12 protein-coding genes are annotated in these 12,990 nt (G+C 50.9%); 7 read left to right on the top strand and 5 right to left on the bottom strand.

Features of this window, described 5'->3' with window-relative positions; all coding sequences use genetic code 11:
- Positions 1-84 precede the first annotated feature (84 nt).
- Positions 85-690, bottom strand: a complete 606-nt coding sequence (locus tag NF212_RS07965) for an alpha/beta fold hydrolase (RefSeq protein ID WP_434360426.1) — start codon at positions 688-690, stop codon at positions 85-87.
- Positions 691-813: 123 nt separating this feature from the next.
- Entirely contained in the window at positions 814-2,184 is a 1,371-nt protein-coding gene (locus NF212_RS07960) for a YjiH family protein (protein WP_434360424.1), read from the bottom strand.
- 479 nt (positions 2,185-2,663) lie between these two features.
- On the opposite strand from NF212_RS07960, the gene NF212_RS07955 reads away from it, so the two are divergent.
- Positions 2,664-3,794: an aspartate aminotransferase family protein gene (locus tag NF212_RS07955; protein WP_434360422.1), complete on the top strand. Its 1,131-nt coding sequence runs from the start codon at positions 2,664-2,666 to the stop codon at positions 3,792-3,794.
- Between the two features lie 21 nt (positions 3,795-3,815).
- On the opposite strand, the gene NF212_RS07950 is transcribed toward NF212_RS07955, so the two are convergent.
- Complete coding sequence (locus NF212_RS07950) at positions 3,816-4,607, bottom strand: hypothetical protein (RefSeq protein ID WP_434360420.1); 792 nt, start codon at positions 4,605-4,607, stop codon at positions 3,816-3,818.
- A gap of 107 nt (positions 4,608-4,714) precedes the next feature.
- On the opposite strand from NF212_RS07950, the gene NF212_RS07945 reads away from it, so the two are divergent.
- On the top strand, positions 4,715-5,038 hold the full coding sequence (locus tag NF212_RS07945; RefSeq protein WP_434360418.1) for an HI1450 family dsDNA-mimic protein: 324 nt from the start codon (positions 4,715-4,717) through the stop codon (positions 5,036-5,038).
- A gap of 90 nt (positions 5,039-5,128) precedes the next feature.
- Here the strand turns inward: NF212_RS07945 and emrD are convergent, their stop codons facing one another.
- Entirely contained in the window at positions 5,129-6,331 is a 1,203-nt protein-coding gene (gene emrD, locus NF212_RS07940; protein ID WP_434360416.1) for a multidrug efflux MFS transporter EmrD, read from the bottom strand.
- Positions 6,332-6,699: 368 nt separating this feature from the next.
- The gene (locus tag NF212_RS07935) at positions 6,700-7,305 is read right to left on the bottom strand and encodes a GTP cyclohydrolase II (RefSeq protein ID WP_434360414.1); all 606 of its coding nucleotides are present in this window, start codon (positions 7,303-7,305) and stop codon (positions 6,700-6,702) included.
- Positions 7,306-7,786: 481 nt separating this feature from the next.
- Between NF212_RS07935 and NF212_RS07930 the strand changes: the two genes are divergently transcribed.
- The 5 genes from NF212_RS07930 to NF212_RS07910 all read left to right on the top strand — a co-directional run bounded on the left by NF212_RS07930 (position 7,787) and on the right by NF212_RS07910 (position 12,897).
- Positions 7,787-8,866, top strand: coding sequence for a TRAP transporter substrate-binding protein (locus tag NF212_RS07930; protein ID WP_434360412.1), 1,080 nt, complete (start codon positions 7,787-7,789; stop codon positions 8,864-8,866).
- 72 nt (positions 8,867-8,938) lie between these two features.
- The gene (locus NF212_RS07925; protein ID WP_434360410.1) at positions 8,939-9,463 is read left to right on the top strand and encodes a TRAP transporter small permease subunit; all 525 of its coding nucleotides are present in this window, start codon (positions 8,939-8,941) and stop codon (positions 9,461-9,463) included.
- Between the two features lie 11 nt (positions 9,464-9,474).
- Entirely contained in the window at positions 9,475-10,761 is a 1,287-nt protein-coding gene (locus tag NF212_RS07920) for a TRAP transporter large permease (protein WP_434360408.1), read from the top strand.
- A gap of 121 nt (positions 10,762-10,882) precedes the next feature.
- Positions 10,883-12,253, top strand: coding sequence for a cache domain-containing protein (locus tag NF212_RS07915; protein WP_434360854.1), 1,371 nt, complete (start codon positions 10,883-10,885; stop codon positions 12,251-12,253).
- Positions 12,253-12,897 (top strand): response regulator transcription factor, encoded by a 645-nt coding sequence (locus tag NF212_RS07910; protein ID WP_434360406.1) that lies wholly within the window; start codon positions 12,253-12,255, stop codon positions 12,895-12,897. The genes NF212_RS07915 and NF212_RS07910 overlap by 1 nt, the downstream gene beginning before the upstream one ends.
- Positions 12,898-12,990 lie beyond the last annotated feature (93 nt).

Genomic DNA, 12,990 nt, shown 5'->3' with positions numbered 1-12,990 from the left:
CACTGAAATGAACACCCAAACTAAAAAACAACCGAGGGGAAATTCTCATATTTGAGACTCGCGTAATGTGATATTTCCCTTGGCCTACGCAGAGTAATGATCCAGCAAAGCAAGAATCCGTTCAGTTACCCGTCTGGAGTATATGAGTGCAGTATGGGCAAAAGGATACACTTCGTGGCTTTCCATCCCCTCGATTTTAGTTTCCTCCAGCAACACCGTACCGTCTGAATCGGCGCGAGGAAGGAACAGCGTAGCCGGGCCGATCGGAAGGTCACCGGCAATGCTGTGCAGTTTTGCTTTGTAGCGCCACTCATGCACATCATCAGGCAAAAGAAACCGCTTGCTGTCCCTGAACATAAATTCATCCAAATCCAGGGAACGGATAAAACCGGCCAGGCTTGAGCCCTGATGGGGAGTACCCAGTGTGATTACCGCCCTGACGTTATCAGATTGGGGTGAGCCGGCATCGAGATAGGCGCGTGAGATCACGCCCCCCATTGAATGCCCTATCAGGCAACATGGTGCATCCCCTATGAAGGTATCGATTTTTGAGAACAGCTCGGGGATGTCCGGTTTCGTGGTGTGGTAACTTAGGTTCAAAACCTCGTGCCCGGCTTCCTCTATCCGGTTGCAAAGCGGCAACATCACAATGCCGTGCATATACAGGCCATGTAACACAACCACTTTCATTTCGTCACCTCACTCCCCTGAGTTATTACGATTAATAAAACACCATTCAATAACATTGGCAAGAATTGTTTTAACAACGAAAAAGCCGGCACAGGGCCGGCTCGGTATGGAAGCGCGAAAGCGTTAGAAAATCAGGTGGGCAACACCCGCAATCACCGGCAGGGTAACCAAAGTACGCAGGATAAAGATAACGAACAGTTCCCACAGTTTTACTGGGATCTTACTGCCCAGCAGCAGTGCACCCACTTCAGACAGGTAAATCAACTGGGTCACTGACAGTGCTGCGATAACAAAACGGGTCAGGTCACTTTCAATATCGGCCGCCAGGATCGCCGGGATAAACATATCAGCAAAACCGACCATGATAGTTTCAGATGCTTTTACTGCATCCGGAATGTGCAGGGCTTCCAGCAGCGGGACAAACGGCATTCCCAACACAGTAAACACACTGGTGTATTCCGCCACAATCAGGGCAATTGTACCGATAGCCATGACCACAGGCAGCACGCCAAATACCATATCAATCGCATTGTGGACGCCTTCTTTTACTACGTCAGAGATTGAACGGATTTTCGATGCACGCTCAATGGCACACTGGAAACCGTAATTCAGTGCGGACTCTCCCTGAGGCAGTGTTTCTTCACGGTTGTGCTCTGCACGGCCGTCAATAAGCTCATTCTTTTTCCAGCAAAGCGGAGGCAGGCGAGGCACAACCACAGCAGCCACAAACCCCGCTGCACATACCGCCAGGTAGAACTGGGCAAACAGGTGTTCAAGCTGAACCTGGGCAACCACTACCAAACTGAAACTGATGGAAACCGCAGAGAACGTTGTACCAACAACAGCCGCTTCACGCTGGGTGTAATAGCCTTGCTCATACTGCTTGCTGGTCATCAGGATACCGACGCTGCCGTCACCCAACCAGGAAGCCGCACAGTCAACAGCTGAACGTCCTGGCAAACCAAACATAGGACGCATCAAACGGGTAAACGCCGCGCCTAACATTTCCAGCAAGCCAAAATTAGTCAAAAGAGGAAGTAACAGGCCGGCAAAAATAAAGACAGAAAGCAGTGTTGGCAGCAGATCATTGAGAATGAAAGCACCCGTCGCACTGCTGGTTACCATCTCAGGACCAAAGCCCATCATGGTCATCACAATAAAGGTGGCACCTACAACACGGGTAGCAGCCCAAGGCACTGTAGGGCTCAGCAATCCGTTCAAGAACGGGGATTTTTGGATCGCTTTGGGTTTGAACACCAGGTTAACCACCGTTGCCAGTGCACTCAGAACCACGATGGTGCTAACAACCACTGTCGCTTCATCACCCAGTACAGCGAGAATGCTCTTTGCCATCACGGCAATTGGAATTGTGACACTGTCACCAAAGGCAACAGGTGTCATGAACAAAAATATGCCCAACAGGGACGGGACGACAAACATGATCAGGTTTCTTGTCGTCACCGGGATGTTCTTGATTGTTTGAGTGTTTTCCATCGTGCGACTTCCATAAAAACGGCGACTGCCAAAAATAAAAACTAAAATTTCGCTTCAAATGCAGGTTATCGAATCTGATTTGGTTTGTAAACGGGTAAATAGTCATTAATTCTGCATATAATCTCGATTGCGGTATTTGATAACGATTACATATATTTTCACAGTTCAATCATTAATCAAATTGCGTGATATTCAAGCTGATATTTTGCAAGCCAAGCAGTGAATCAAATACAATTCATCACATCAATAAACCAATCATTAACCGAATCACTTAGGATTTTTCGCATTGGATATGTGGCACCGAAAACTGTTCGCAGGCATCGCCGTCGATTGACTGCCTCCCTCCGAGTTTGATTCTGAAAAGTGAAACATCTCCAACACGTTATCCATCGTTTAATTTCCTTAAGTAGGTTGTTGTAATCTACCTATCTTGAAGGGATGCCTTATGCTGCGACGAAGGTGTGATGATGGGTGTGTCTATGGATAACATCCTGAAATGCCATGAAGTTTTAAATAACACATTTGTAAAGGCGGACAACTGTTATCTGTATGATGATGAGGGTAACCGGTTCGTAGATTTGGAATCCGGCATCTGGTGTACGTCGATTGGTCACTGCCACCCGCGTGTGAACCGCGTTTTTGAAACACAGGCAAACAAACTCGTCCACCTCGGGACACGGTTTCTCAATGCATTCGCCCATCAGGCCGCGGAACGCATTCTCAATCAAAACGGGATGCCCGGAGGAAAATGCGTTTTTCTCAGTTCCGGCAGTGAAGCTGTTGAGCTGGGGGTAAAAATCGCCCAAGCCTATACCCAAAGGCCGCTGTGTATATCTTCGTCAAATGCCCACCTCGCCTCCTACGGCAGCGCCGGTACCCAACGAAGTGACGAGTGGATACAAATAGATTGGAATAACCCTCCTCCCCTACAAGCGCTTCCCTATGAGAAAATCGGCGCGTTGGTCTTTGAGCCCGGTGGCAGTGGTGTCAGTTTCGTTCACTTTCCACCAACAACCTACGTGGAAAACCTGGCAGAAAACGTAAAACAGCACGGCGGTATCATTGTTGTTAATGAGGTGACAACCGGGATGGGAAGAACCGGGAAGTGGTTTGGTTATCAGCACTATGACCTTCAACCCGATGTTGTTGCCCTGGGAAAAGGCCTGGGTGCAGGCTACCCGGTCAGCGCGGTGGCCATGAAGCGCGAAGTTGCTGACAAACTGGAGAGTCAGGCCTTTACATACGTCCAATCCCACCAAAATGACCCGCTGGGTTGTGCGGTTGCCAATGAAGTCCTTTCGGTTATCAAGGATGAAAAACTCATAGAGAGATCTGCCACCCTGGGGGCTGTGTTCCTTGATGGTTTGAGAAAGATTGAAAAGCGGTTTGATATTGTGAAAAACACACGGGGCAGAGGCTTGCTGCTGGCCATTGAATTTCACCCGGATGCGCGTCTTTCTGTGACAAACTTGCACAGAACACTTCTGGAAAAGGGGTACTTGGTTGGATATTACCCAAAAGGGAACATACTCAGGTTCAGCCCACCATTGACGATCAACGAACCTGAAATAGAAAAGTTCCTGCTGTGTCTGGAATCCTTGCTGGCGTAAAGCCTTACCCAACGGTTGTTTTCAGCCTATACGGCGATCAATCTTCCCGGTTTCAGACTCAATCCAACCAAATGCACTGTCAAGCATGGTGACAACGGCCCGCTTCTTTACCGGCAACCTGTCCACCACCAACAACAGGCGTTCAAAGACTTGTTCCTGCTCCGGATAATACTTAACGAGCGCTTTTGCACATTCGGTTGGGTTTTCAATCCAGCGCTTTTCCCGGTGGAACACCAAGCCGTAGGCGGATCGAATACAGAGCTTGGCGGACTCTTCCGCTGCATCCAACTGGGTTTTCCATTGAGTCGCCGTTGCCATCTTCCTGCGAAGGACAGCATACCGGCCTTTTACGTCTCCCCTGACCGCTTTGGCGATATCCCAGCTCGGGACAAAGTGCCCGAAACTGGTGGAGAGCTCATCACCGTGCACGCGCACCGCAGCGTGCTTCAACAGAAAGCCCCACCGCAATAAATTGCCAAGATCAGCGATGTCTCCAACAGTGATCAAGGTGACGTCAATATCAACCCATTCAGGCTTGCTGCGTACCATCTGGTAACAAAGGGACTGGAAGCTGGATTTTTGCTGGGATGACAACCCAATCCGGGTTACCACCAGCAGGTCGATGTCAGAACGGCTCCAGACAGCACGGCGCCAGGCAACACTTCCGGTTGCATACACACTGACAAGGTTCTTTCCCAAAACCCTGGAAAACTGCCGGCAGATTTGCTCAACAGGCTGGCGGTATTCATCCTGCAGCGGTCCGTTCCTGTCCGGTTCCGGCAGCATATTGGCTCGGGGTGATGATTGGTACACTATCTAACGCTCTGAATCTTCTATTGCACTTATTTTCCGGTAATCCCGGCTCAAATCAAGGCCGTTACTGGTATAGTAGTGCCGACATTCACCAAAAAAGTTAAACCATGACTCAAGACGCTTTAATGTCATTTGATGACGCACTGGAAGTGGCTTTCGACATTCTGGAAGAGATGGCGGAAGACAACCTGGAATATAACGATCTCGAACTGTACCGCGAGAAGTTCGATGAATTCGGTGCTGCCGTCGCCGTTGACGTTGCGGATGACTGGGATGAGCAAGTCGGCTTTCCGGTAGATAAAGAGCGCTTTGCTGAAATTAACATTGGCATCGCTGACGAAGAGAAGCTTGCCGTCGTATTGGCACGTATGCTGATAAGCCGTGACCCGGATGAAAAGTTCTGTCACATCCTGTGGAAACGGGACGCCTGAGTTTAAGGCCACCGCTTATCTACGACAAACCCGGCTCAAGGCCGGGTTTGTTTTATCTGGAATGCTTTTTCTTTGTAAAGTAAGCGTTCTTTATACGGTAAGTGGCATTTCCTGAGGTGGCACGTTGTGGTGTACACGGCGCAGGCCCAGCATCGCAAACACTGACGCCACCAGCATCAGAATGCCCAAAGGCATCTGGTTATCGGCTGGCATAAAGGATGCTGCCATTGTTGCCAAACCGGCACCCAGGTTTTGCATACCACCCAATACCGCACCGGCTGTACCCGCATGATACGGAAACGGAGATACCGCGCCGGTTGTTGCAGCAGGGAACAGAATGCCGGCACCGAGGAAATAGGTTGTTGCACCGCCAATCAGCGTCAGCACGGTTGTATGGCCGAAAGCACCCGGAATCAGCACAACCAGTGCGCCGGCAACAATGGCAAACAGGCCAAAGTTCAGGGCGCGGTTTTCATTCCAGCGCGATGCAATCATGCTCGACAGTGCAGCACCGGCCAGGTATCCGGGAATCGGCACAATAAACAGAATACTCACCAGCGTTGGTTTCAGGTGCAGCGTGCCGCCCAACAATACGCCCGCCGCTGCCTCGAATACCGCGACACCCGCAAAGGTTGCCACCAGGCAAATCAGGTATCCCTGAAAACGGCGGTTGCCCAGCACGTATCGGTAGCTGTCTGAAACACGCTCATTCTTGCGCGCAGATGCCGGAAGGGTTTCAACAAACCAGGACATCATGGCAATCACAACTGCCGCACCAAACAGTGCCAGGAACATATAGCCGCTCCGCCAGCCAAATACCGACGTCAGGTAGCCACCCAGCACCGGGGCAATCAGCGGAGAAAACATCAGGCACATGCTTACCAGGCTGTTGGCTTTGTGCAGCGCCTTACCCTCAAAACAGTCGCGGGTCAGCGTACGTGACATCACACCGCCGCAGCCAATACCGAGGCCCTGGATAAAACTGCCCGCCAGGAACAGGGAATATTCGTGCGCAAACAGGGCCAGTAAAGTACCCATCAGGTAAATAACCAGACCGACCATAATGATTGGCTTGCGGCCAAAACGGTCTGACAGGGTTCCGTAGACAAACTGTGACAGTCCATACGGGATCAGGTAACACGCCATGACCGCCTGCAACGACGCCGGGTCAACCAGGAAGTCTTTCGCCATGTGGCCGATTGACGGCACGTAAAGCGTCTGGGTCATTTGACCAAGACCGGTTAAGACAACAATAAGGAAGGTTAACCTCGCCAATGGGACAGACGAAGACATACCGCATCTCCTGACAAAATGATCTAATGTGAAAAAGGGAATTTTTAGAATTTTACGTAGGGATAAGAGCAGATAATCACGAGGATTTTTTGCATTTATTAGAGGTTATCTCGCTACGGCGCGAGATATTAGGGGTTTCGCAGTTTTTAGACAAGGAAATTTGTGACGCTCAGCACGATAGATTTCTATCATTGGCATTAGAAAAAATAATGTATTGAGCGCAATGTCTGCAATACTGCACTCTCTGGAAATGCTGTTCAGCCTTTGTGACAAGGCTGAGCAGGAAACCGGGTTAGCCCGCAAGCCCGGATACAAAAAAGCAGCGAATCAACGCTGCTTTTCAAATGTACGGTTAGCCCGGTGCGGTGTCAGGCTTTCTTTTCATCCAGCACCAGTCGGTGACCGTGCTGTTGTTTCGCCTTCAGGTAGCTTGCGTTGTCGTCTTTCACATAGGCTTGTGTACCAACGACTTCGGCAATATCAATACCGTGATCACCCAGCTCTTTAATCTTTTTAGGGTTGTTAGTCACCAGGCGAATTTTGTCGACGCCCAGCGCCTTCAGCATTTCGGCCGCCTCAGTGAAGTCGCGGAGATCATCATCAAAGCCAAGATGATTGTTCGCCTGGTAGGTGTTCATACCTTCAATCTGGAGCTTATACGCATCCAGTTTGTTGTAGAGGCCAATACCCCGCCCTTCCTGACGCAGGTACAAAATAATCCCGCCGGTTTCACCCATACGGTTTATGGTCTCTTCAAGCTGTTCACCGCAGTCACAGCGTGATGAATGGAAAACATCACCCGTCAGGCACTCAGAATGCAAGCGAACCAAAGGCGTTTCCGTTGCATCCGCTTTGTTGAACACCAGTGCCACATGCTCTTTGTCACTTTCGAGCCCGCTGAACGACAGGATCTCTGCCGGAATTCGGCTGCCAATTCCCACTTTAAACGGAACTCGTGCTCTGACTTCTACCATATCGATCTACTACTACTCCACTACTGGCTATAAATTGCCTGCTTCAGGAAGGCGCTAAGCATACTACAAGGAAGCCTTAGTTAGAATTGTTATATTATAACAATTCGCTAGCATCCAAGAATCAAAGGTACTAAGCGATACGTCCATAACTGGCCAAATCGCTCTGTATCAGTACACCAGCTTTCCAGGCTAAGTGAACGGGCTCACATTATTTACACATAATTAACAACATAGCTTATTTCACCGCTACGTAGTTCTTTGTGGAGACACGCCGCAAACTGGATACGCCAAATCTCAGGCTTCTCGCTTACTTACACGCACCTTACGGAAAACTACTTACGCGCATCCCACTACGACTCAAGTCGGATACGCAACTTACTTATTAACTTTACGTGCGTGTTGATGCGAGTGCCATGTTACAGAAATGTTTTACATCCTAATGGAGTGACGACACGACAAAGACCACAAAAGGACGTAAAACATGAGTCTTATCTCCCGTACTGTTAAAAAAGCATTGGTCACCATGGGCGTCATCGCCCTCACAGCAACCAGTGCTTCCAGCCTTGCTGCTGAAAAAGTTTACCGATTGAAACTGGCTGAAACCTGGGGGCCTAACTTCCCTATCTTCGGTGACGCGACTAAAAACATGGCGGCAATGGCAGAAAAAATGTCAAACGGTCGCCTGCAAATCCGCATCGATTCAGCCAACAAGCACAAAGCCCCGCTTGGCGTATTCGACATGGTTAAGGCCGGTCAGTACGACATGGGCCACTCCGCTTCTTACTACTGGAAAGGCAAGGTTCCGAATACCCTTTTCTTTACCACAATGCCGTTCGGCATGGTTGCATCAGAGCAGTATGCCTGGTTCTACCACGGCGGCGGAATGGAGCTGATGGAAGAAGTGTATTCACCACATAACCTGCTCTCCTTCCCTGGCGGTAACACCGGCGTTCAGATGGGCGGCTGGTTCCAGAAAGAAATTAACTCCGTTGCGGACCTCGACGGCCTGAAAATGCGTATTCCGGGTTTTGCCGGAGAAGTACTGGCGAAGCTGGGGGCAAGCCCGACCAACATCGCACCGGGTGAACTCTACACCGCCCTTGAGCGCCGCACTATCGATGCGCTGGAGTGGGTAGGCCCGGGCCTTGACCTGCGTATGGGCTTCCACAAGATTGCCCCTTACTACTACACCGGCTGGCATGAGCCTGCAACCGAGCTCCAGTTCCTGGTTAACAAGCGTACCTGGAAACGTCTGCCGGAAGACCTGCAGGAAATCCTGCGCGTCGCGATGCGTACCGCTGCTTACGACATGTATGTCCACAACGCCCACGCCAGTGCCGAAAACTGGGCCACCATGAAGCAGGAATACCCGAACATTCAGGTCAAGAACTTCCCTGCTGAAGTCATGGATGCAGTTAAAAAAGCAAATGATCAGTTGCTTGAAGAGCATGCCTCCAAGGATGAGCAAGCCAAGAAGATCCTGGCTTCACAGAAAGAATACATGGGCAAGATCCGCCAGTGGACACAAATCTCTGACCAGGCTTACCTGGACATCAAGTAATACCCCCAGCAACACGGCGCCGGTTCCAACCGGCGCCGCATTTTTGTATTTCAGCCTCGCCCCGGAGTAATTATGCGAAGCCTTATCATGATGGAGCGGATTATCAACCGCGCAGCCGATGCCCTCGGTTGGATCGCCAGTACCCTCTTCCTGCTGCTGATGGTTAACGTTTTTTATGATGTTGTCATGCGTTATGCCTTCAACAGTGTATCCATCGCCTTACAAGAGATGGAATGGCACCTGTTTTCTGCGGTCTTTATGCTTGGCGTCCCTTATGCCATCAAGGCCGGTGGCCATGTTCGCGTAGATGTACTTTACGAGCGCTGGAGTGAAAAGACCCAAGCCATCGTAGACCTTTTCGGCACAATCGTTTTCCTCATCCCTTTTGCTGTTCTGGTTATCTACTACGGCATCGATTTCGCCAGGGAAGCATTTGAGCTGGGTGAAAGCAGTGGTGATCCCGGCGGTCTCCCCCACCGCTGGATCATCAAGGCGCTCATCCCGCTCTCTTTCTTCTTTATGGCACTTACCGGCGTAGGCATGCTGCTCCACTCGCTGAACCGCCTGATTAACGCAACAAAAACCCAGGCAGGATAAGGAGAGTCACTGTGGTTGGTATCATTATGTTCGCAGTGGCGCTGTTTGCCCTGCTGCTTGGTTTCCCGGTTGCCTTCACTTTTGGTGGTATTGCCCTCCTGTTCGGGGTCTGGGCAGAAGGCCCGGAAATGTTTGCCTTTATGCCTTACCGTGTCATGAGCATCATGCAGAACACGGTATTGATGGCGGTTCCTCTTTTTGTCTTTATGGGTCTGGTGTTACAGAAAACCCGCCTTGCAGAACAGTTGCTTGAATCTATGGGACGCCTGTTCGGTGGCGTGCGCGGCGGCCTTGCCATTTCAACGGTGTTGGTTGGCTGCCTGCTTGCAGCATCCACCGGCGTGGTGGGTGCATCCGTGGTAGCCATGGGGCTTATTTCCCTGCCTGTGATGCTCAAATACCGGTATGACAAAGGGCTCGCCTGCGGCACCATCTGCGCATCCGGTACACTGGGCCAGATCATCCCGCCGTCCATTGTTCTTATCCTGTTGGGCGATGTGCTTGGCATTCCGGTTGGCGACCTTTTCCAGGCGGCTATCTGGCCGGGTCTGATCCTCGTTGGCGCTTACATTCTCTACATCCTTTACTTCGCATGGCGAAACCCGGAATCCGCCCGCGCAATGGAGCGCAACGATGACCAATCCCGCAAGGATGAAGTCATCGAAGCACTTAAGGCAGTTATCCCTCCCCTGGCACTGATTATCGTTGTTCTCGGCTCTATTTTTGCCGGTATCGCCACGCCGACAGAGTCCGCTGCCCTTGGTGGTGTCGGCGCGGTGTTTCTTTCTCTCGCTTACCGCCAGTTCAGTTGGAAAATGCTCTATGACAGTGCCTATGAAACGGTAAAGGTCACGGCAATGGTGTTCGGTATCCTGCTGGGTGCAACCGCATTTTCCATGGCGTTCACCTACACTGGCGGCGACTACCTGGTGGAAGAGTGGATGATGGCGCTGCCGGGTGAAAAATGGGGCTTCCTGGTTATCACCATGCTGGTGATCCTGCTGCTCGGTTTCTTTATCGACTTCGTGGAAATCTGTTTCATCATCGTACCAATCCTTGCGCCGGTTGCGGAAATGATGGGTATCAACATGGTGTGGTTTGCCATCCTTGTTGCCATGAACCTGCAAACGTCATTCCTGACGCCACCGTTCGGGTTCAGCCTGTTCTACCTAAAAGGTGTGGCGCCGGATGGCGTGACGACCCGCGATATTTACCGTGGTGTGATGCCCTTTATCTGCATCCAGATAGGTGTGTTGGTATCCATCCTGCTGTTCCCCGGATTTTACGGACTGGCCTGAACCTAATCACCACGCCAAAAACCACATGGCGCACACTCTGTGCGCCATGGTTTGTTTCAATAATTAAGAGACTGATAACATAAGGCCAAATCATATGGATGTGATTCAACGAGCTGGCCGGATGTCACTGAAACTTAAAATCATTCTTCTTACTCTTTTCCCCCTGGTGCTTATCAGCGTTGCCATTGGGTGGATCACGATTGACCAGACGAAAACCCTCGGTCAGAAAGAAGTTGAGACCTTCCGCAACAGCCTGCTCGCTGCAAAAGAGCAAGCACTGAAAGACCACCTTTCCATCGCCCTAGGCAGTATTGAGCATATTTACAACCAGGCTTCAGAAGATGACCCGGTAGCGCAGGAGCAGGTAAAGGCAATCCTCCGCCAGCTTGAGTTCGGTGATGACGGCTATTTCTTTGTTTACGATGAAACGGGTACCAACCTTGTCCATCCGACCCTGCCCGACTTGCAGGGCCAGAACCTTATCAACCTGATGGACAGCAACGGCAATTTCCTTATCCAAAAATTGCTTAACGCTGCGCAGGCAGGCGGCGGTTTCCACCAGTACCTCTGGCATAAGCCTTCAACCGATGAAGTGGTCTCCAAACTGAGTTATGCCTCCTGGCTGCCAAAATGGAGCTGGATGCTGGGTACCGGTCTCTATATCGAAGATATCGACCAGCGGGTTGCCGAAGTTGAAAACTCTATCCAGAAAAACATCGACACCACTCTCCTGACGATCGGGGTACTGCTCTCGGTGGCCGTTTTTGTGATGATTGCTATCGCACTTGCCGTGAACCTCCATGAACACCGTCTGGCGGATGACCGCATCCGGGAGTTAGCCCATAAAACCGTCATGATGCAGGAGGACGAGAAAAAACACCTCGCCCGCGAACTGCATGACGGCGTGAACCAATTGCTGATTTCCGCCAAATGCCATATGGAGTTGCTTGGCAGTAATATGCGTAAAGGCGACAGGGACAGAGCATCTGACCATCTCACAAAAGGTGAAAACTCGCTGATGATGGCTATCAGCGAGATCCGGGCCATTTCGCACAACCTGCGCCCCAGCGCGTTGGATGATATAGGCCTTGTTGCCGCACTGAGCAGCCTGATCGAGGACTTCTCAGCCTCTACCACCATCCGGGTTAACCGGACGCTCGGCGATATCAATACCCCGCTGCCGACGGAAGTAGTGACCACCCTCTACCGGGTGGTTCAGGAATCACTGGTCAACATTGAAAAACACTCAGCTTCCAACCAAGTTGAGCTTGAGCTTGCTCAACTTGCTGATCGGCTGCAGCTGATTATCCGGGATAACGGCAAAGGCTTCAGGGTTGGCGAAGCCTTGAAAGGAAAAGGCATTGGCCTTAGGAATATGCGGGAGCGGGTCGAATTTATCGGCGGTGACCTCGAAATCAGTTCCGACATTGGTCACGGCACCGAAATCGTCGTGCTGTTAGATTTAAAACGATTTTTCAGGGAGACCCACTAATGGCGACAATTCGCATTCTTCTGGCTGATGATCACCGGGTTGTACTCGAAGGCTTTATGGCAAGGCTCGAAAACGAAGGCAACATCCAGGTTGTCGGCACAGCCAGCAACGGCCTTGAAGCCCTTGAACTGGCCAAATCACTGAAACCGGATGTCGTGCTGATGGATATCAGTATGCCCCTTCTCAACGGAATAGAGGCAACAGAAAGGTTCAAACTGGAATGCCCTGATACCCGGGTGTTGATGCTCACCATGCACGACAGCCGGGAATACATTATGAAGGTAATGCGGGCCGGTGCGTCCGGCTACATCCTGAAAGAAGTCTCGGCCGACGAAATGGTAAAGGCCATTGAAACCGTCTACCAGGGTGCAACCTATTTTTGCAGCGCCGCCAGCCAAGCACTGTTCAATGCAACCGAAGAACAGGCAGCAGAAAAGCAACGCAAACCCCTGCTTAGCCGCCGGGAAATTACCATACTCACAATGGTCGCCCAGGGAAAAAGCAGCAAAAAAATCGGCCAGGAACTGGATATCAGCGTCCGAACCGTAGAAACCCACCGCCAAAACATCAAACACAAGCTGGAAGCGAAATCGACCGCCGAAATGGTCTCATACGCGATGCGAGAGGGGTTGGTTGAGGGGTGAATTGGATTGGTCAGGGGCAATCTGGCAGATTTCGATTTGGGGTTTTATTAGAGCCGTCGGATTGCTCTGGCTTAGTTATGCCCCTTTTCTTGA

It is taken from the genome of Parasalinivibrio latis (genome assembly GCF_036825535.1).
In the GTDB taxonomy this organism is placed as follows: domain Bacteria; phylum Pseudomonadota; class Gammaproteobacteria; order Enterobacterales; family Vibrionaceae; genus Parasalinivibrio; species Parasalinivibrio latis.
Note: the sequence above shows the minus strand (reverse complement) of the source record. Positions and strands in the feature narration are given on the sequence as shown.